The 20,393-nt window shown below is 63.4% G+C and carries 16 protein-coding genes and 1 tRNA gene; 7 read left to right on the plus strand and 10 right to left on the minus strand.

Going from position 1 to position 20,393, the window contains the following annotated elements; translation table 11 throughout:
* Positions 1–107 precede the first annotated feature (107 nt).
* The 4 genes from glpC to C2U30_RS01785 all read right to left on the minus strand — a co-directional run bounded on the left by glpC (position 108) and on the right by C2U30_RS01785 (position 4,987).
* Positions 108–1,310, minus strand: a complete 1,203-nt coding sequence (glpC, locus tag C2U30_RS01770; RefSeq protein ID WP_010674925.1) for an anaerobic glycerol-3-phosphate dehydrogenase subunit GlpC — start codon at positions 1,308–1,310, stop codon at positions 108–110.
* A 51-nt stretch (positions 1,311–1,361) separates the two neighbouring features.
* A complete protein-coding gene (glpB, locus tag C2U30_RS01775) occupies positions 1,362–2,642 on the minus strand; it encodes a glycerol-3-phosphate dehydrogenase subunit GlpB (RefSeq protein ID WP_103243041.1) in 1,281 nt (426 codons plus the stop codon).
* Positions 2,632–4,311: an anaerobic glycerol-3-phosphate dehydrogenase subunit A gene (gene glpA, locus C2U30_RS01780; RefSeq protein ID WP_103243042.1), complete on the minus strand. Its 1,680-nt coding sequence runs from the start codon at positions 4,309–4,311 to the stop codon at positions 2,632–2,634. The genes glpB and glpA overlap by 11 nt, the downstream gene beginning before the upstream one ends.
* Positions 4,312–4,531: 220 nt before the next feature.
* Entirely contained in the window at positions 4,532–4,987 is a 456-nt protein-coding gene (locus tag C2U30_RS01785) for a YchJ family protein (RefSeq protein ID WP_103243043.1), read from the minus strand.
* Positions 4,988–5,115: 128 nt separating this feature from the next.
* Here C2U30_RS01785 and C2U30_RS01790 point away from each other — a divergent pair, with 128 nt between their 5' ends.
* The 4 genes from C2U30_RS01790 (at position 5,116) to C2U30_RS01805 (ending at position 10,345) form a co-directional block, all read left to right on the plus strand.
* Complete coding sequence (locus C2U30_RS01790) at positions 5,116–6,783, plus strand: methyl-accepting chemotaxis protein (protein ID WP_103243044.1); 1,668 nt, start codon at positions 5,116–5,118, stop codon at positions 6,781–6,783.
* A gap of 104 nt (positions 6,784–6,887) precedes the next feature.
* Entirely contained in the window at positions 6,888–8,099 is a 1,212-nt protein-coding gene (locus tag C2U30_RS01795) for an ROK family transcriptional regulator (RefSeq protein ID WP_029314606.1), read from the plus strand.
* Positions 8,096–9,679, plus strand: a complete 1,584-nt coding sequence (locus tag C2U30_RS01800; protein ID WP_103243045.1) for an ATP-binding protein — start codon at positions 8,096–8,098, stop codon at positions 9,677–9,679. Before C2U30_RS01795 ends, C2U30_RS01800 begins: the two co-directional genes overlap by 4 nt.
* The gene (locus C2U30_RS01805) at positions 9,680–10,345 is read left to right on the plus strand and encodes a response regulator (protein ID WP_010674918.1); all 666 of its coding nucleotides are present in this window, start codon (positions 9,680–9,682) and stop codon (positions 10,343–10,345) included.
* 137 nt (positions 10,346–10,482) lie between these two features.
* On the opposite strand, the gene C2U30_RS01810 is transcribed toward C2U30_RS01805, so the two are convergent.
* The 5 genes from C2U30_RS01810 to C2U30_RS01830 form a co-directional block, all read right to left on the minus strand.
* On the minus strand, positions 10,483–12,012 hold the full coding sequence (locus C2U30_RS01810; RefSeq protein ID WP_045524545.1) for a tripartite tricarboxylate transporter permease: 1,530 nt from the start codon (positions 12,010–12,012) through the stop codon (positions 10,483–10,485).
* A gap of 9 nt (positions 12,013–12,021) precedes the next feature.
* Positions 12,022–12,483, minus strand: coding sequence for a tripartite tricarboxylate transporter TctB family protein (locus C2U30_RS01815; protein ID WP_005300329.1), 462 nt, complete (start codon positions 12,481–12,483; stop codon positions 12,022–12,024).
* A gap of 57 nt (positions 12,484–12,540) precedes the next feature.
* Positions 12,541–13,506, minus strand: coding sequence for a tripartite tricarboxylate transporter substrate binding protein (locus C2U30_RS01820; RefSeq protein WP_103243046.1), 966 nt, complete (start codon positions 13,504–13,506; stop codon positions 12,541–12,543).
* Between the two features lie 174 nt (positions 13,507–13,680).
* Positions 13,681–15,213 carry a lytic transglycosylase F gene (locus C2U30_RS01825; protein WP_103243047.1) on the minus strand — a complete coding sequence of 511 codons (1,533 nt, stop codon included), beginning with the start codon at positions 15,211–15,213 and terminating at the stop codon, positions 13,681–13,683.
* 178 nt (positions 15,214–15,391) lie between these two features.
* Positions 15,392–17,077 carry an aspartate:alanine antiporter gene (locus C2U30_RS01830; protein WP_029314601.1) on the minus strand — a complete coding sequence of 562 codons (1,686 nt, stop codon included), beginning with the start codon at positions 17,075–17,077 and terminating at the stop codon, positions 15,392–15,394.
* Between the two features lie 426 nt (positions 17,078–17,503).
* Between C2U30_RS01830 and C2U30_RS01835 the strand changes: the two genes are divergently transcribed.
* Positions 17,504–17,710 carry a hypothetical protein gene (locus tag C2U30_RS01835; RefSeq protein ID WP_103243048.1) on the plus strand — a complete coding sequence of 69 codons (207 nt, stop codon included), beginning with the start codon at positions 17,504–17,506 and terminating at the stop codon, positions 17,708–17,710.
* 138 nt (positions 17,711–17,848) lie between these two features.
* Here C2U30_RS01835 and C2U30_RS01840 read toward each other — a convergent pair.
* A tRNA-Asn gene (locus C2U30_RS01840) sits at positions 17,849–17,924 on the minus strand.
* 132 nt (positions 17,925–18,056) lie between these two features.
* On the opposite strand from C2U30_RS01840, the gene uvrB reads away from it, so the two are divergent.
* A complete protein-coding gene (gene uvrB, locus C2U30_RS01845; protein WP_103243049.1) occupies positions 18,057–20,069 on the plus strand; it encodes an excinuclease ABC subunit UvrB in 2,013 nt (670 codons plus the stop codon).
* Entirely contained in the window at positions 20,066–20,323 is a 258-nt protein-coding gene (locus C2U30_RS01850; protein WP_103243050.1) for a DUF1232 domain-containing protein, read from the plus strand. The genes uvrB and C2U30_RS01850 overlap by 4 nt, the downstream gene beginning before the upstream one ends.
* The last annotated feature ends 70 nt before the right edge of the window (positions 20,324–20,393 follow it).

The raw sequence follows: 20,393 nt of genomic DNA on the forward strand, positions 1-20,393 counted from the left end.
CCGCGCCGATCCCGGTCAATGCCGGCCAGAGGGGGCGCAGGCATTGACCGGGGTGTGTCGCTTCCAAGCCGGTGCCCGTGATGATGGGCGGACCGGGGGGATGGCGGTCAGGCCAGCGCCCGTGCCAGCAGGTGCACCGGGTGTTCGCAGCGAAACGCCGTGCTCATCTCGATCTGCCACTTGCAGGTCTCGCAGTCGGTGATGACCAGATCGGGTTTGAGCCGGTTTATCTGATCAAACAGCCCCTGACCGATGGCCTGGCTGGTGTCGTAGTTCTCCGACTTGAAGCCGTAGGTGCCGGCGATGCCGCAGCACTGGGAGTCCAGCACCGTCACCTTGACCCCGGGGATGGCCCGCAGCAGTTCGAGGGTGTAGATGACGCCCCCCATCTTCTCCAGGTGGCAGGGGGTGTGGTAGGCGATGTGCAGATTGAGGGGCTTCATGGCCGGTTTGTTGCCCCGATCGAACTCGTTCCACAGGAAGCGGGTCACCAGGGAGATGCGATCCCGTACCTTGTGGTTGTCCTGCTCCAGCAGGTGGGGATATTCGTCCCGCAGGGTGAAGCCGCAGGTGGAAGAGGTGGCCAAGAGCGGCATCTCGTTGCCGAGCAGGGTGTTCTCCAGCTGCTGGATATTGAAGGCCGCCTGCTGCCTGGCCTTGTCCATGAAGCCGTTGGCAATCAGCGGCACGCCGCAGCACTTCTCCCGCGCAAGCAGCTGGACACCGATGTTCATGGCATTGAGCACCTGCACCAGCTCCTTGCCAAGCTGCGGATGGTTGTAGTTCACATAGCAGCCGTGGAAGTAGGCGATCTGGCGCGCAAAGCGGGCCTGAGTCGTTTTCTGCTTCTTGTACCAGCCGCGGAAGGTGCCTTGTGAATATTTGGGCAGGTCCCGGTGGGAGGAGACCCCCAGCGCCTTGTCCAGCACCTGCTTCATCGGCTTGAGGCCGGTGGTGAAGTTGACCACCGGGGCCATCAGGGTGGACATGCTGCCCATCAGATCCGTGTGGGAGAGCACGAACTCGCGGATCCCCGGTTTGAAGCCGCTGTACTGGTGCTTGGCCTTGGCGATGATGTCGCCGATGCGCACCCCGCTCGGGCAGGCCACTTCGCAGCGCTTGCAGTTGGTGCAGTACTTGAGGGCGCTGTCAAAGAGCTCGGGGCTCTTGATGCGCAGCCGCTCCCCATCCGGGCCCGCCTGCTTGGGGCCGGGGTAGGCCGGGTTGGCCTTGGCCACCGGGCAGTAGGCGGTACAGACGGTGCATTTGATGCACTGATCGAAAGTCTGGTTGGCATGATCCAGTAGCATGTCAGTTCTCCTCCCGTTGGGTGTGAAGGCACGGGATATGGGGCGAAATCATCATTGGGCTGAACTCAAAATGTGACCGGCGGCCTGCCAGCCGGTGGCGACCGCGACACCTGAGCCTGACCCTTCCTTGATCGGATCGTAGTGCGCCAGCACGCTGCCGGCGCCGTAGAGGTTGGCGAGGGGTCTGCCGCCGCGCAGCACCCGCAGCCGCTCGTCGGTCTTGACCCCGAAGCCCATGAAGGGGTGGTGGTCGAACAGGCGGCGGCCGGCCCAGGCGTCGCGCTCGGCAAGGCTCAGTACGTCGGCATCGAAGATGGGTTCACGAATGCCCCCGAGGCGCGACTCCAGTCCGCGGCTGAAGAAGCTGCCGGAGGCGAGCACGAAGTGGTCCGCCTCGAACAGCTGATCCTCCCCGTGCTGGCTGTGCACCCCGATCACCTTGTCGCCGTCATAGCGGGCGCCCAGCACCCGCTCGCTGGTGAGGAAGGTGCCGCCAAGGGTCATGAAGCGGCGCTTGAGTGCCTCCTGCATCCGCATGCCGATGAGGGACGGCGGCATGGTGGCCACCTCCTTGATGGTGCAGCCGGTGCGCCGTTCCAGCTCGCTCAGACGCGGGCCGACCAGCCCCAGCGACAGGCAGGCGGGCAGCACGATATGGCGACAGCCGGGCACGCCGCATCCCTGCACCATGCGGCTGATCTCGCGGGCCAGATCCGCCAGCAGGTCCTGCTGGCCAGGCCCCTGCTTGTCGAACAGGCGGGCGATGTCGGCGGAGCGAAACTCGTGGGGATTGCGGCTGAACTGGGCGAGCTGGGGCAAGCGAATTTCCCCGGTCAGGATGCGGCTGTGGGCAAAACGGGCGTGGGTCGCGAGATTCGCCGCCGCGAGCGCCGGGTGAAAATCGCGAAACCCTTCCAGGGTGGCGAGCAGGATGGCGTCCGGGGCGGGGGCATCGGTCATGCAGGCGCAAGTGTCTGGGGAGAGCCAGGTGGATTTCAGGGTGCCGATGGGGGTCAGCCGCTGGTGGTTGTGCTCCTGGCGCATCAAGGGTAGCCCCTCTTCTGCGCAGTGGCGTTGCAGGTCGGCCAGACTCCCCTCGATATTCTGCATCCCCACCTTGCTGTAAGGGTGATCCGGATGGGCCGCCATGAAGGCGGGCAGGGCGGCGCGGGGATCCCCGTCGCTCTCCAGCAGATCCACCGAGCCGGAGGAGAAGTGCAGGGCGCTCTGGCCGGAGGCCATCAGCAGGGTCTTCTGGCCGGCCTCGGCGAGGCGCAGGGCCGCCGAGAGGCCCGCCATGCCGCCGCCGATCACGATGCTGTCAAATTTCATGGCTGCGCTCCTTGGTGGAATTGGCGGTGCTGGCATCGAGCGGGAAGGGGGGCTCGCTCACCAGGTGGGGGGCCGTCCACTCGCCAAGGCCGAACAGCCCTTCGTAGATCCAGTAGGTAAATTCGGCTTCCCGCAGGGCATCGCCCCACAGCACCGGCCGGGTGCCCTTGTAGCGCTCCTCCAGGAACTGGCGCAGCATGACGCAGGCCTGACGACCGTCCGCCTTGCCGTACTCCTGCATCAGGCCGGCGGCGCGATAGGCGCACAGCTCCCCCTGACAGGGGCCCATGCCCAGGCGGGTGCGGCGGCGCAAGTCCACCAGGTTGTCCACGTCGAGCTCCCGCAGGGCGTATTCAATCTCGCCCGCGGTCACCATCTCGCACTCGCAGATGAGGGCGCTGGCCTTGGGATTGTCGCGGAAAAAGGCGATGACCCGCTCGCCGTGGCGGTACTGGGCCGAGCCTTCGGCGGGTACCGAGAGACCGGGGGCGGAGACCTTCTCCGGATCCCGCGAGCCGGGCAGGCTCAGCTCGGCGGTGCGGCAGGGCTTGCTGTTGCCAAGCTTTTTGGCAAGCAAGTCGGTGGCCCATTCGGCCATCAGCCGGTAGGTCATCAGCTTGCCGCCTGTGATGGTGTTGAACCCCTGGAGGCCATCTCGCTCGGCGTGATCCAGCAGCACGATGCCACGGCTGATGTTGCGGCCGGACTCGTCGCCATCCACTGCCACCAGGGGGCGAACGCCGGCGTAGGCGCGCAGCAATCGGGTGCGGGCCATGATGGGGGCCAGTTTTATTCCCTCGCGCAGCAGCACCTCCACCTCTTCGGGCTCGACGGTGAGCTGGTCAATCTTGTGGTAATCGATGCGGCTCGAGGTGGTGCCGATGAGGGAGATGGTATCGCCCGGCACCAGGATGTCCGCATCCGCCGGTTTGCGGCAGCGGTTGAGCACCAGCTGGTTGATGCGGTAATCCATGATGAGCAATGAGCCCTTGGCCGGGAACATGCGGATGCCGAGATCGGCGTACTCGCAGATCTGCTGGCCCCAGATGCCGGCGGCGTTGATCACCTCCTGGCACTCCACCTCGAACGCTTCGCCGGTGCGGGTGTTGATGGCCTTGACCCCGTGCACCCTATCCTGGGTGCGCAAAAGCCCCAGCACCTTGCTGTGGGTGAAGATGTGGGCGCCGTGCTCCTTGGCATCCAGCACGTTGGCGGCAGCCAGACGGAAGGGATCGACCGTGCCGTCCGGCACCTGGATGGCACCGATCAGCGCCGGGTTGACGTTGGGTTCAAGGCGCAGCGCCTCGGCGGGATCCAGCTGGCGGGCGTCGATGCCCGCCAGGGCGCAGGCGTCCATGAAGGTATTTTGAAAATGGATGTCATCTTCCGGCAGGGTGATGAAGAGGCCGCCGGTGTCCTCGACGCAGTGGCTGGCGATCCGCTTGAGGATGCGGTTCTCCTGAATGCATTCGCGGGCGGACTCCTGATCCGTCACCGCGTAGCGGGCGCCGGAGTGGAGTAGGCCATGGTTGCGGCCCGTGGTGCCGGCGGCGATGTCGTCCCGCTCAAGCAGGATGCAGTCGATGCCGCGCAGCGCGCAATCGCGCATGATGCCGGCGCCGGTGGCGCCCCCCCCTATGATGACGACTTGTGTGGTGATTCTTTTCATTCGTGCCCGTCTCATCTCTTCCAGATGAGGCCAGTGTGGCGCCTCCACGACGTAAAATGTTTGATATGGGCCAAATTAATGTTCGTAAACGCTCATTAAATGTGGGGCGATGAGCGAAATGTGATGAACCTCACGTCACCGTCGAGGCAGGCAGGGGAAAGCATGACGGGAGGGGAGAAGGCCAGCCCGGGGGCTGGCCAGAGGGCGCGTGGGGGAAACCTCAGCCGCAGCACTTCTTGAACTTCTTGCCGCTGCCACAGGGGCAGGGGTCGTTTCGCCCGACCCGCAGCGGCGCCGGATCCTGCTCGCCGTCGGTGTAGACCCAGCGCCCCTGATGGCGCACGAAGCGGGAGCGCTCATGGAGGCAGTGACGTTCGTCCCCCTCCAGGAACCAGGCCTTGAATTCCACCATGCCGAGGATGTCATCGGGGTCGCCCTGGCTGGCGAGGATCTCGAGGCCATCCCAGCGGGTGTCGGTCGATGAGAGGTCGGCCGCGGTCAGCCCGTTCAGATAGTCCGGGTGCCAGCTGTGTACCAGATATTCTCCCAATCCCAGCACGAAGGCGCTGTAGCGGGATCGCATCAGCTGCTCCGGGGTGGCGGCGGGCTGGCCTGCGTGGAGTACACCGCAGCACTTGGCAAGAAAAAGAGAGGAACCGCAAGGACATAGGTTCATGAGTCAGCTCATCTGGTCGATAATGAAAGGTGGCGGGATTGTAGCGAACGCACTTCCCTTTCGGCCAGCTTCCCATGCCGTTTAGGCAGACATCATGCAGCAATGAACACAGCACAAAGGGTGACACAATGACACTTAAGCAGAAGATCCTGTTACTGGGGGCCATCCCCGTGCTGCTGATGGCCCTGGTGGTCAATCTCAGCAACTACCTGGTGGCCAGGAGCGATCTGGAATCGGATCTGGTGGTGGCGCGGGAGAGGGCAATCAAGGAGCGCAAGGCGCTGCTCAGCAGTTATCTGATGCTGGCCAAGACGGCCATCGAGGGCAGCTACGGCAAGCCTGACAGCCCCGAAGTGCGCCAGCAGGTGAAGGAGATATTGCGGCCGCTGCGCTATGGCAGCGACGGCTACTTCTTCGTCTACGACTATCAGGGCAATACCGTGCTGCTGCCGACACGGCCCGAGATGGAGGGGAAGAACCGCTGGCAGGACAAGGATACCAAGGGTGCCTTCCTCATTCAGGGGATCATCAAGTCGGCGCGGGAAGGAGATGGCTTCTCGGAGTACTGGACCAACAAACCCTCTATCGGGCGGGATGCCCCCAAGCTCTCCTTCAATCTGGTGCTCGACAAGTATCAGTGGGTCATGGGCACGGGCTTCTACATCGACGACATCGACAATGAGCTGGCCACCCTGCGCAGCGAGCGGGAGGAGACCATGTATGGCTCCCTGAAAACCGGGGTGCTGTTCATCCTGGTGATCCTGGGGGTGACCCTGGCGGCCACCGTGGTGATCGGCAACCGGGTCACCCGCCCGCTGGCGGATGCGGTTGCCGCACTCAATGACATCGCCGACGGGGACGGGGATCTGACCCAGCGCCTCAAGGTGCAGAGCAAGGACGAGGTGGGGCAGCTGGCCGCCGCCTTCAACCGCTTCGTCGAGCGGATCCAGTCGGTGGTGAGCCAGGTGGGGGAAACCAGTCACCAGTTGCTGGGGGCCGTGGATCGGCTGCATAGCCTGAGCGAGCATGCGGACAGGCAGATGCAGGGCCACGGCAAGGAGACGGATCAGGTGGTGACCGCGGTGACCGAGATGAGCTCCACCGCCCAGGAGGTGGCGGCGAGCGCTTCCAACGCCGCCAGCGCCACCAGCGATGCGGCCCGCGAGTCCGATGCGGCCCGCGGCGTGGTGAACAGCGCCATCGGCAGCATCAACCGGCTGGTGGACGAAGTGCATGTGGCGGCCGGGGTCATCGAGCAGCTCGCCCACGAGACCGGCAAGATAGGCTCCGTGGTGGAGGTCATTCGCGGCATCGCCGATCAGACCAACCTGCTGGCCCTCAACGCCGCCATCGAGGCGGCCCGGGCGGGCGAGCAGGGGCGCGGCTTTGCGGTGGTGGCGGACGAGGTGCGATCCCTCGCGGGCCGTACCCAGCAGAGCACCAAGGAGATCAACGAGATGCTCCAGCGCCTGCAGGGCGGAGTGAAACAGGCGGTGGAGGTGATGCAGGCCAGCGAGGCACGCAGCCAGGAGACGGTGCAGGAGGCGAGCCACATCGCCAGCTCCCTGGACAGCATGGTGGCGGCGGTCGGCACCATCAACGACATGAACATCCAGATCGCCACGGCCGCCGAGGAGCAGCACGCGGTCTCCGAGGAGATCAACAAGAACCTGGTGGCCATCCAGCAGATCGTCAGCGAGCTGACCGAGGCGTCCGGGGAGTCCAGCACCACCACCCGCGCCCTGGCAGGCACGGGTGACAAATTGCGCCAACTCGTCTCCCGCTTCCGTTACTAATCACATTTTTGCCGTCTGGACAGGATTTCCAGACGGCAAATTTGGGGATCGGCGCAGAATGTGTGAAAATCGCGCCATTCGTTCCTTTCGTTAGCCCCAACCCTATGAATGAGATCGTGAAAGGCAGTATCGATTTGATCCGTCAGCTCAACTACGGCCTGGTCTATGCCAGCCTGGAGGAGCACAAGGAGCTGTCCCGTACCGATCTGTCCCGTCTGACCGGCCTGTCGCCTGCCAGCATCACCAAGATCACCCGCGAGCTGCTGGACGGCGGCCTGGTGGTCACCTGCGGCGAGAGCTCGGTGGGGCGTGGCCGTCGCCAGACCCTGCTGCGCATCAACGAGCGCCGCTTCCAGTTTCTCTCCATGCGCCTGGGGCGCGGCTATGTGGACATGGCCCTGTTCGATCTCGCGGGTCACTCCCTGGCGCGCCATCGCCATGTCTTCAACGAGGCGGAGCGTGCCGAGCTGCTGGCCAGCCTGGTGCGGGCCATCGAGGGCTTTTTGCCCAAGAAGGCGCTGCGTCTGGCCTGCATCGCCCTCTGCCTCCCCGGCCAGGTGGAGCGCCACTCCGGCATGGTCAAGCATTTTCCCTATTACGATCTGCGCAACTGGCCCCTCGGTCCCACCCTGCAGGAGGCCTTCTCGGTACCCGTGCTGGTGAGCGGCGACGTGCGCACCTGGATCCAGGCCGAGCGGGAGTGGGGCGCCGCCAGGAACTGTTCGGATGCGGTGCTGGTGTTCGTGCACAACGACATCGGGGTCGGCATGGTGGTCAATGGCCAGCTCATCGAGAGCGAGTCGGCTCTGCTCGGGGATCTCAGCCACCTGCAGCTCGAACCCTATGGCCAGCGCTGCTACTGCGGTGGCTTCGGCTGCGCCTGCACCCTCGTGACCAATCAGGCGCTGGAGGCGCAATATCGGGAGCTGCGCGAACGGATGCAGGAGTTCGATCTGCCCGAAAGCGTCACCATCCGCGAGCTGTGCGAGCTGGCGCTGGCGGGCAACAGCCTGTGTCAGGACATCCTGCACCAGGCAGCGGGCCGTCTCTCCCGGGTACTGGCGAACCTCATCTGCCTGCTCAATCCGGGCAAGCTGCTGCTCGGGGGGGAGATCACCCGGGCCGATCGACTGCTCTTCCCCATGTTGCACCAGTCCCTGGCAAGCCAGTTGCCCGCCGAGTACCTGGTGCGCCTGCAGATTGAATCCACCCACTTCTACGAAGATCCCACCAAACCCACCTCGGTGCAGGTGCACAAGGCCCTGCGCGATGGCAGTCTGCTGCTCGACTTGTTGCGAGGCGACAAGGAGGCATGAGGCTCGGGTTGCAAGGACGCTTCCTGCTCATTCTCTGTCTGGTCAGTCTGCTGCAACTGGTGTTGCTGAGCGGGGCCAGCTACTACTATGTCGCCGAGCAGCGCTACCGTGAGGTGGGGGATCAGGCCCTGGATGTGGCACGGCTGGTGGCGCGGGAGTCCGGCGTCATCGCCGGGGTGAAGCGGGCGGATACGGTCCGCCTCAATGCCCTGGTGGAGCGGATCCGCGCCGAGGTCGGGGCCAGCTACATCGTCATCGGGGACAGGCAGGCACGCCGCCTGGTGCACCCCAATGCGGACCGGATTGGCAAAGCCATGGTGGGGGATGATCCCGAGCGTGCCCTGCAGGGAGAAGCCTATATCTCCAGGGCCCAAGGGTCCCTTGGGATCTCGGTGCGCGGCAAGGGGCCCATCCGGGACGAGATGGGCAAGATCATCGGGGTGGTGTCGGTCGGCTATCTGGTGCGGGACATCGATGCGGATCTGCAGGGCTATTTGCGCTTTGGCCTGGCCATGACATTGCTCATTGTGGTACTCAACAGTGTCGCCGCCGCCTGGCTGGCCCGACGCTACAAGAAGGCGATTTTCGGCTTTGAACCCGAGCAGATGGGGCGTCTCTATGCGGAGCTCGACTGTACCCTGCGCACGGTGCGCGAGGGGATCCTCACCATCGACGAGCAAGGGCGCCTCACCTCCCTGAACCCCAACGGCATCAAGCTGCTGCGCCTGGACGACACCACCGCCAGGAGCGCCATCGGCCAGCCCATCGGTCACCTGCTGCCGGGCAGTCGCATGCTCTCCATCCTGCAAGAGCAGACCCCCCAGTTTGACGAGGAGATAGTGCTCAACGGCCAGTCCCTCATCGTCAACCGCTTGCCGCTGGTGCGCGAGGGCAAGCTGATCGGCGCCGTGTCGAGTTTTCGCCGCAAGGACGAGCTGGCGGAACTCAGCGCCCAGCTCTCCCAGGTGCAGGCCTACAGCGATCTGCTGCGGGTGCAGACCCACGAGCACAACAACCAGCTCGGGACCATCGCCGGCCTCATTGAGCTCGGTGCCACCCGGGAGGCGCTCGCCTTCATCGGGCGGGAGGCGGCCACCGAGCAGACCCTGCTCGGCTTCCTGATGGGGGCCATCGCCAAACCCAAGGTGGCGGGGTTGCTGCTCGGCAAATACCACAGGGCCCACGAGCTCGGTCTTGAGCTCGTGATCGATCCCGATGCCCGTCTGCACGATATTCCTGCCCGTGTCAGCGGTTCCCAGCTGGTAACGGTGCTGGGCAACCTCATCGACAACGCCTTCGAGGCGACCCGCCGCCACGGTGCGCCCTATCAGCCCATCCGGGTTTCCCTGAGCGATCTGGGGCAGGATCTGGTGCTGGAGGTGGAGGATGGGGCTGGCGGCATCGACCCGCAGTTGGCGGACAGGTTGTTCGAACAGGGGGTCAGCAGCAAGCCCGAGCCAGGACACGGTATCGGGCTCTCCCTGGTGCGCAAGACCCTGGATGCCCTGCAGGGGGAGATCACCATCGAAGCCACGACGCAGGGAAGTTGCGTCGTCTGTTACATTCCCAAGGAGGTGTGAGTGATCAAGATCCTGATCGTCGAGGATGATCCCGCCATTGCCGAGATCCACCGCCGCTTCGTGCAGCGCCTCGCCGGTTTTGAGGTGCTGGGGGTGGCGTTGACCCTGTTCGATGCCAGGGAGCAGATAGGGATCCTCCGGCCCGATCTGGTGCTGCTGGATGTCTGGTTGCCCGATGGAGAGGGGTTCTCGCTATTGAGAGAGCTGCGCCAGGCGGGGGCGAGTCTGGATGTGATCCTGCTCACCGCGGCGCGGGAAGCCGCTGCCCTGCAGGAGGCGATGCGCCTCGGGGTGGTGGATTTCATCTTGAAGCCCGTGGTGTTCGAGCGGCTGCGCGACACCCTGGAGAAATACCGTCAGAGCATCGCCGCCCTGGCGGCGTTGGCCGACATCGACCAGCAGGCGGTGGACACCCTGTTCGGTACGCCGTTGCAGCAGGTGGCGGCAGAGGGACTGCCCAAGGGCATCGATGCTCTCACCCTGCAGCGGGTGCTGACGGCCCTGACTCCGGAGGCCGCCAGTGCCGAGGAGATAGGCAGCCGGATAGGGGTGAGCCGGACCACGGCGCGCCGCTATCTGGAATTTCTGGTGGGGCAGCAACTGGCGAGCCCAGAGCTCGAATATGGCACCGTCGGGCGGCCGGAGCGGCGTTACCGCAAGCCGTGATCCGGTCGCCCGGAACCTGCTGTCCAGACAAGAAAAGAGCGCCTTTCGGCGCTCTTTTTATCAGGGTTTGCTTCCCGTGGGCATCAAGGTCTCTGCGCGTTATGGGCAGGGTTCAGAGGTGGCAGAGGATCATCGATTCAGTGGCTGGTGGCAGGCTCCCCCTTGGGGGCCCGGCGAGCCTGCCACCACTGCCAGACGGGCAGCAGCAACATGGTCAGGGTGATCACCGTGAAGGCGAGGGTGATGGGGCGCTCCCACAGGAAGCTCAGGCTGCCGTCGTTGATCACCAGGGCCCGGCGCAGGTTGTCCTCCAGCATGCCTCCCAGGATGAAGCCGAGCAGCATGGGGGCCATGGGGAAGGTGAGCAGGCGCAGGCCGATGGCGATCAGTGCAACGATGGCCATCACATGGATGTCCATGGTGTTGAAGGAGACCAGATAGACCCCGGTCAGGGAGAACAGCAGCACCATGGGGATGAGCACGGGGCGCGGCACCGCCAGTACCCGGGCCAGGTAGGGGATGAGGGGGAGGTTCAGGATCAACAGCACCACGTTGCCCAGATACATGGAGATGATCACCGACCAGAAGACGTCCGGATGCTCCATGAACAGACGCGGGCCCGGCTGGATGCCGTAGGCCACCAGGGCGCCCAGGATGAGGGCCGTGGTGCCGGAGCCCGGGATCCCCAGGGTCAGCAGGGGCACGAAGGAGCCGGTGGAGGCGGCGTTGTTGGCCGCTTCCGGGGCGGCCAGGCCGCGCAGGCTGCCCTTGCCGAACTGCTCCTGGCGCTGCTTGCCGGCGATGTTGCGCTCGGCCCCATAGGCCATGAAGGCGGCGATGGTGGCACCGGCTCCCGGCAGCACGCCGATGAGAAAGCCCAGCACCGAAGATCGGGCGATGGGAGGCGCGATCTCCCTGACCTCTTCCTTGCTGAGCTTGAGGCTGCCGAGCTGCTGCATCTGCCTGGCCTCTTCCTCGCTGTTGTCCTTGCCGGGGCGCAGCACCGCCATCAGGATCTCTGCGAGGGCAAAGGTGGCCATGGCCAGCAGCAGGAAGGAGAAGCCGTCACGCAGATCCGGCAACCCGAAGGTGAACCTGTCCACCCCGACGCTGCGGTCGATGCCGATGGTGGAGATCATGATGCCGAACAGCGCCATGATCAGCGCCTTGAGCACCTGCCCCTTGCCGGCAAAGGCCGCCACGGCGGAGAGGCCCAGCACCATGAGGGCGAAGTAGTCCGCCGACTGGAAGGAGAGGGAGACCTTGGCGAGCAGGGGCGCCGCCACCATCAGCATGATGGCGGAGAGGGTGCCGCCGGTGAAGGAGGCGTAGGCGGCGATGGCCAGCGCCTTGCCCGCCTGTCCCTTGCAGGCCAGGGGATAGCCGTCGAAGGCGGTGACCACGGTGGCGGAGCAGCCGGGGGCGTTGATCAGGATGGAGGAGGTGGAGCCCCCGAAGATGGCGCCGTAATAGACCCCCGCCATCAAGATGATGCCGGAGGCCGGATCCAGGCCATAGGTGATGGGGATCATCAGGGCGATGGCGGTGACCGGGCCAAGGCCCGGCAACATGCCGATAAAGGTGCCGATGAAGCAGCCAAGCACCACCATCATCAGGTTGACCGGCAGCAGTGCGGTGCCGAGTCCTTGCAAGATTCCGTCTAACATGGTGACTCCTTAGAAACCGAGCAGGGTGAACAGGCGACCCGGCTCCAGATAGACGTTGAGCCCCTTGGTGAGCAGGGCCCAGAAGCCGATGGAGAAGGGGACGCTGATCATCAGGCCGTAGCGCAGGCTGGGCTCACCGAGTACCCGGATGCCCACGCTCAGGAAGGCGATGGTCGAGAGCACGAAGCCAAACCAGGTGAGCCCCAGTCCGTAGATGACCATGAGCCCGAGCAGGATGAAGACCCGGCGCCAGTCTCCCTCTTCCCGGCGCAGGGGCTCGCCCCCGGGGAAGAGCACCAGCAGCAGGGAGAGCAGCGCCCCGATCCCGGCCAGGGCATAGGGCAGGGTGCTGGCGGTGAAGGGTTCATATTCGTCGCCGGGGTAGCCCGGTATCTCGGTGGCGTAGTAGCCATAGGCGAGGGAGAGCAGCAGAAACAGCAGGCCCCCCAGTCGCTCCTTGGTAATGTTCATCTTTTGACTCCAACATGAGCGGCGGGCCTGCGCCCGCCTGCGATGGGACAGCGAGGGTTATTTGATGAAGCCGAGCTCGCGCATCAGGCCGCCGATCTGCTGCTCCTGGCCGTTAAGGAAGGCGGTGAACTCGGGACCTGACTGGTAGAGGTTGGTCCAGCTGTTGCGGCTGCGGACCACTTCCCACTCCGGCTTGTCGTACATCTGCTTGAGCAGGGCGGCAAACTCGGCGGATTTCTCCGGGCTGATGGTGGGGGAGGCGAAGTAACCGCGCCAGTTGGCGAAGACGGTGGGGTTGTTCTGCTCGCTGAAGGTGGGGATCTGCTCCGCCCCCGGCAGGCGTTTGTCGGAAGTGACCCCGAGGATCCGCATCTGGCCCGACTTGACCGCTTCCATTGCCTCGCCAAAGCCGGTGGAGATGGCCTGGGTCTCTCCGGCCAGCACGGCGGCCATGGCGCTGCCACCGGCATCGTAGGCGACGTAGCGCAGCTTGCTGGCGTCAGCCCCGGCGTTCTTGAAGGTCAGGGCGGCGACCAGGTGATCCAGGCTGCCACGGGCGGAGCCCCCGGCGATCTTCACCTTGGCCGGGTTCTCCTCGTAGGCTGCCAGCAGCTGGGCCCAGTTCTGATAGGGGGAGTCCGCTTTCACCGCCAGTGCCTGGTAGTCGGCGATGATGGCGGCCACTGGCGTCAGGTCACGGAAGGACTGGGGCAGCTCCTTGGAGAGGGATTTGACGATGATGGGGGTGGAGTTGACCATCAGGGTCTTGTCGGACTGGGCCGAGGTCTCGATGAGGTGGGCGATGGCCTTGGCGCCGCCACCGGCGGACATGTTCTGGTAGGAGACGGTCTTGACCAGACCGGACTTGGCCAGCACTTCACCGGTGCCGCGGGCCGTGGTATCCCAGCCGCCGCCAGCGCCGCCCGGGATCAGGAAGTGGACTTCGTTGATCTGGGCGTGGGCGCCGACGCTCAGTGCGAGCAGGCTACCGATCAGGGTGCGTTTGAGGGTTCCTTGCAACATGGTGCTCTCCTTGTGATTGTTGCAAGAAGGTTAATTAATCATGTCTGGCTGGAAAACAATCTGACCGTAATGGCTATTAAGGCTGTTGTGACCATTGTGTTCATTCTGGTCATGGGCCGAAGAGGGGCGCGCGCATAGAAACGAGGCGCTCGTGAGCGCCTCGTCCGGCAAGGCTCACTGGGTCGGTTTCGCCGCCGATGTGCTGACGTCCTCCTTCGCCTCCTGTTTCAGGGCATCGCTCGCCTGCTGGCGCAGGGCCACCTGCTCCATCACCAGCTTGTAGGCGATGTAGTACTTGTAGATGTTGCCCACATAGGTGACCGTCTCGGGGCCAATCTTCTCCGCCGCTACGTACTCGACATTGTGGAACCAGACGTTGGGATCCAGCCCCCGTTTTCTGGCCTCGGCGCGGAGCCGCGCCACCCGGGCGGGGCCGGCATTGTAGGAGGCGAACGAGAAGAGGGCCTTGTCGAGGGCGGTCATGGGCTCGTCCGCATAGTAGTGATCGATCATCCAGCGCATGTATTTGACGCCGCCGTGAATATTGGGCTCGAGCTTGCGGATGTCGCCGACCTTCAGCCCCTTGCCGGTGGCGGGCATGATCTGCATGATGCCGATGGCGCCCACATGGCTGCGGGCCTGGTGGTTGAGGGCGGACTCTTGGTAGCCCTGGGCCGCCATCAGCAGCCAGTCCATGTCATAGCGTTCGCCATATTCACGGAACAGCTCGACCACCTGCAGGAATTTCTTGCGCTCCGCCTCGGCGGCGGCGCTTTTGACGAACTTGTTCTGCTTGAGATAACGGGCCAGGATCTCGTCCCCCGTCGCCTTGCCGCGCAGCGCCTTTATCTGCTCGTTGAGCATGGCGAGCAATTGGGGGCTCTCCTTGCGCACCGCCCAGGCGATGACGCCCCCCTCCCGGAACACGGGGGTGTCGTGAATGGTGATCCCGGGGAAAATCTTTTTCCAGAAGCGGGCCTTGTGCTCGTCCATGACGATGAAGGGGAGCAGGCTTGCGTTCACCATCTCCACCAGATCTTCATCTTCGAGCACCTCCGAGGCGGGTTGGAGGTCGATGAGGGGCTCTCCCGCCGACTTGCGGGCCTGGTTGTAGGCGAGCAGGCTCTCGTAGTAGCTGGAGGAGGGGCGTACGAAGACGCGCTGGCCCCCGAGATCGGCGGCGCTTTCCACCTTGGGGGAGAGGGGTCCGGAGACGAGCAGCTCCCGCACGTTTTCAAGCAGGGGATCGGTGAAGGCGATACCCTGTTGCCTGCGTTTGTCCGTGATGGTGAGGTTGGCGGCGGCGATGTCGCCTTTGCCTTCGATGAGGGAGGCCAGCAGGGCTTCCCGGGCCACGGGAATGAAGACGAAGTGCACCTTGAGGTGGCGTTTGATCGCCTTTTGCTTGCGCAACTGTTCGTTGAGGCGCTTTTCCACCTGCATGAAGGCATCGTAGGTGGCCCCCCGTTGCACGCCCTTGGTGATGAAAAATCCTGTCTTGTTGTAGGTGGTGAGCACCCGGATGGTGCGCTGCTCCAGCATGACGTCGAGATCTCCCAGCCTGGGTTTGGCAAGCTCGTCGTTTGCAAAGCTCAGGGCGCTTTTCTCCGTCTCTGCCTCGGGGGCCACCTGCTTGCCGGATTCGGCCCCCCAGGCTGGCGTCAGGGAGCAGAACCACCAGATCACAATCATCCATGCGCGTTTCATCACTTACACCTCGCTCGTTTTATTGAGTGTAAGTGGCACCTTGTAGAGGATTTAGCTTATTGGGTTTGATAGACCCGTCCCCATAGCACGATTTTCACTATTCCATCCAGGAGTGCCCGCCCATGAAAAAAGGAGCCTCGAGGCTCCCTTTTTTCATGGGCGGGCAGGTACTCGGCGGCTAGAACCAGAAGCCGATGATGAAGGAGCCCGCCAGGGTCAGCATGACGTTGGCCACCGCATAGGTGCCGGCGTAGCCGAGCGCCGGGATGGAGCTGTTGGCCGCCTCGTTCACCACGTCCATGGCCGGGGCGCAGGTACGGGCCCCGGTGATGGCACCAAGCAGCAGGGCCGGGTTCATTTTCAGCACCCAGACACCGAACAGGTAGCCTACCAGCACTGGCAAGGTGGTCACCAGCATGCCGGAGAAGAGTACCACCATCCCCACTTCGCTCAGGTGATCAAGGATGCCGCCCCCGGCCTTGAGGCCGGTACTCACCATGAAGACGGCGAGTCCGAGATCCTTGGCAAGGCGCAGGGCGCCTGGTGGCACATAGCCCACCGTGGGGTGGTTGGCACGCAGGTAGCCCATCAGGATCCCCGCCAGCAGCAGGCCGACGGCATTGCCGAGGCCGAACTCTATCTGGCCGAACACCAGGGAGACGGAGCCGATGAGCAGGCCCAGCACGAAGAAGGTGGCGAAGGCCACCAGATCCGTGGTCTGGCTGTGGATGCTGATGAAGCCTATCTTGTTGGCCAGCAGCTTGACCCGCTGCTTCTCGCCGCTGATCTGCAGCACGTCGCCCTTTTGCAGCATGATGTTGCGATCGAACGGCATCTCTATCTGGGAGCGCACCACCCGGTTGAGGAAGCATCCCTTCTCGGTGAGGTTGAGCTCCACCAGATGGCGACCCACCACGGCATCATTTTTCACCACGATCTCTTCGGTGACGATCTGCAGGTCAAGGAGGTTGCGATCGAACACCTCCTTGCCGTTGCGGTAGTTGACGTCGAGCTTCTCGTGGCTCTCGGGGTAGCCCACCAGGGCGATCTCGTCCCCTTCCTGAATGACGGCGTCACCATCGGGGCTGGCCAGAATGCCGTTGCGGCGAATGCGCTCCACATAGCAGCCGGTGTGGGGATAGATGCCGGTTTCGCGCAGGGTGCGACCGCCGATCCAGGCTGCGAGCTCCGGGCCGACCCGATAGGCGCGGATGATGGGCAGATAGGTCTTGCGGCTCTCGCTGTCGGAGAGCCCCCGCTCGCGGGCGATCTTCTGGGCCTCGGTGTTGAGATCCAGCCTGGCCAGGGAAGGAAGGTAGCGTACCACCAGCATCAGGCCCACCAGGCCCACCAGGTAGGTCAGGGCGTAGCCTATCCCCATGTTGTCGAGCACCGACTGCATGTCGGTCTGGTGGGGCAGGTTGAGCAATCCGCTTCGCAGGGCGTCCTGGGCCCCCACCAGGGCCGGCGTGGAGGTGAGGGAACCTGCCAGAATGCCGGCGGCCATGCCGGGCCCCAGATTGAAGAACTTGGCGAGCCCCACGGTCAGCAGCAGGGCCGACAGCAGGATCACCAGGGTCAGGGTGATGTAGTGGATGCCGTCGCGAAGGAAGACGCTGAAAAAGTGCGGCCCCGCTTCAATCCCCACGCAGAAGATGAACAGCATGAAGCCGACGTTTTCAGTGGAGGTGGAAAACTGGAATCCCATCTGGCCAAACAGCAGGGCGGTGAAGAGCACGCCTATGGTGTTGCCTATCTGGAAGTTGCCGATGCGTACCTTGCCCAGCAGCAGCCCGAAGGCCAGTACCACGAACAGCAGCAGGGAGTCGCTTTGATGTAGCAATGTCACGAAATCTATGGTCATGCCCGGAAAAACCGAGGAAAAAAGTGGGGCCGATATTGTGCCGGATCCTGTATCAAGAAAGAAGCGCCAAAGCGGATTAACAGCCAGTTAAGTGCTGGTCTCTTCGGTGAAGATAGGGATGCGAGGGGGGGCTGGGGAAAACACCTCTATTTTACGCTGCAAGGCCCGCTGTCAATGAGTGAAATATGCTGTCGAGCCGCGAGGGGATGACACTCCTGTGGACAATTTATTACCTGCTGCATGGGGAGCAAACGGGCACGTTTTTCAGCATTTTCCACTGAGGAAATTGAAGGGTTACAAAAGAGACTTATGACTCATCCGGCGAGGGCTGACCCGCAGGATGCGGCATAGCGAAAAAAAATCACCCACAGGCAGCACCGCGAGTCGATTCATCCCATTTAGGGGGGAAGGGAAAAACAGCAGAAAATGGGGAAGAGCGGGGGCAGCCAGCGCAAACCGGGGACAATGGCTGCCAGCCCAGATGAACCGTGGCTTTGGTCAAGTTACCCACAGAAACTGTGGATAACCCTGTTCATGAAACTTGGCGATCAGGCTGAAAGCCGCGCCAATACTGGGCTGCAAGGACTGTTCAAAAAATACCTGCAATTAATTGTTTCTATAAAAATCAAATAGTTATGCGCAGCAGAACAAAACGCTGCTGGTCAGTATCGGGAGATCAAAAGGGAGTCAGGCCGCAGGGAAGGGCTTGTGCATTAAAATTGGAAGAGGAAAGCACTAAAGTGGATAACTTGCACCGAGATGGTGAGGAATTGGCTCCCCCGACTGGACTTGAACCAGTGACATACGGATTAACAGTCCGCCGTTCTACCGACTGAACTACGGGGGAACATCAGGCAAGGAGGTGCATCATACAGAGGTCGTATTTCGGGGTCAATAGCCATCAGGGAGGGTGAGCGGATACCCAGCTCCTTCAACTCGGGGTACACTGCTCCCTTGCCGTTTTTTGCCGGGAGTCGTCATGAGCAAGTTATTCCAGTTGGCCAGCCAGTTTCAACCCGCCGGGGATCAGCCGAGGGCCATCGCCCAGCTGCTCGATGGCATCGAGTCGGGACTGGCCCACCAGACCCTGCTCGGGGTGACCGGTTCGGGCAAGACCTTTACCATGGCCAACGTCATCGCGACCCTCAATCGCCCCACCATGATCCTGGCCCCCAACAAGACCCTGGCGGCTCAGCTTTACGGGGAGATGAAGGAGTTCTTCCCCGACAACGCGGTGGAGTATTTCGTCTCTTATTACGACTACTACCAGCCCGAAGCCTATGTGCCGACCACGGACACCTTCATCGAGAAGGATGCCTCCATCAACGATCACATCGAGCAGATGCGGCTGTCAGCCACCAAGGCGCTGCTGGAGCGGCGCGACGTGGTGATCGTCGCCTCAGTGTCGGCCATCTATGGTCTGGGGGATCCCCAGGCCTACCTCAGCATGATGCTGCACCTCAAAGTGGGGGACGTGATCAATCAGCGGGATATCCTGCGCCGCCTCGCCGAACTGCAGTACACCCGCAACGACATGGCCTTCCAGCGCGGCACCTTCCGGGTGCGGGGGGAGGTGATCGACATCTACCCCGCCGAATCGGACAAGCTGGCCCTGCGGGTGGAGCTGTTTGATGAAGAGGTAGAACGCCTCTCCCTGTTCGATCCCTTGACCGGCGCCATCGAGCAGACGGTGGTGCGTTACACCATCTACCCCAAGACCCACTACGCCACCCCGCGGGAGACCATCCTGGGTGCCATCGAGCACATCAAGGAGGAGCTCAAGGGGCGGCGCGAGCAGCTGATGAGCCTCAACAAGCTGGTGGAGGAGCAGCGCATCAGCCAGCGCACCCAGTTCGACATGGAGATGATGCAGGAGCTGGGTTATTGCTCCGGTATCGAGAACTACAGCCGCTACCTCTCCGGTCGCGCGCCGGGTGAGCCGCCACCCACCCTGTTTGACTACCTGCCGGGGGACGGCCTGCTCATCATCGACGAATCCCACGTCACGGTGCCGCAGATCGGCGCCATGTTCAAAGGGGACAGATCCCGCAAGGAGACCCTGGTGGAGTACGGTTTCCGCCTTCCCTCGGCGCTGGACAACCGGCCCCTCAAGTTCGATGAGTTCGAGGCGCTGATGCCCCAGACGGTGTTCGTCTCGGCGACCCCGGGCCCCTACGAGCTGGAGAAGTCCGGCGGCGACGTGGTGCAGCAGGTGGTGCGTCCCACCGGCCTGCTCGATCCCGAGGTGGAAGTGCGGCCGGTCACCACCCAGGTGGACGATCTGCTCTCCGAGATCCGCAAGCGGGTCGCCGTGGAGGAGCGGGTGCTGGTCACGACACTGACCAAGCGGATGGCGGAGGACTTGACCGAATACCTGGCGGATCACGAGGTACGGGTGCGCTATCTGCACTCGGACATTGATACCGTGGAGCGGGTGGAGATCATCCGCGACCTGCGCCTTGGCAAGTTCGATGTCCTGGTGGGGATCAACCTACTGCGCGAAGGCCTCGACATGCCGGAAGTCTCCCTGGTGGCCATTCTGGATGCGGATAAAGAGGGCTTCCTGCGATCCACCCGCTCCCTCATTCAGACCATCGGCCGGGCGGCACGTAACCTCAACGGCAAGGTGATCCTTTACGGCGATACCATCACCAACTCCATGAAGGTCGCGATTGAAGAGACCGAGCGGCGCCGCGCCCTGCAACACGCCCACAACCTGGAACACGGCATCGTGCCGAAGGGGCTCAACAAGGCCATCGGCGATGTGATGGACATGGGGGGCAGCCGCACGGCGGGCAAGGCCGGCAAGGGGAGTCGCAAGGCTGCCGAACCGCAAGGGGAGTACCATGCCCGCTCTGCCAGCGAGATCAGCAAGGAGATCAAGCGGATGGAAGAGCAGATGTTCCAGCATGCGCGGGATCTGGAGTTCGAACAGGCGGCGGCGCTGCGGGATCAGATCCAGCGGCTGCGCGGCGAGCTGATCGCGTCATGAGCGCCAGACGCTGGCTCATCTGGCGGCGTTTGCGCCGCCTCTATCAGGGCTTTCGCCACCCAGGCACACCCTGGTGGGCGAAGGGGCTGGTGATCCTTATCCTGCTCTATGGCATCAGCCCGGTGGACGTTGTCCCCGATGTGGTGCCTCTCCTTGGCTGGCTCGACGACGCGACCCTGTTGCTGCTCCTCTTGTGGGGCTGGGAGAAATGTCTGCCCGACGAGGTGCTGGCCGCTCTGGACAAGGCCGAGTGAGCAGAACCCTACGTTCAGGGAAAGGGGAAAAGAAGGGGGGATTGAATGACTCCCTTAATGGGGTTCGAAA

The organism is Aeromonas sp. ASNIH5, from assembly GCF_002902865.1.
GTDB lineage: Bacteria > Pseudomonadota > Gammaproteobacteria > Enterobacterales > Aeromonadaceae > Aeromonas > Aeromonas caviae.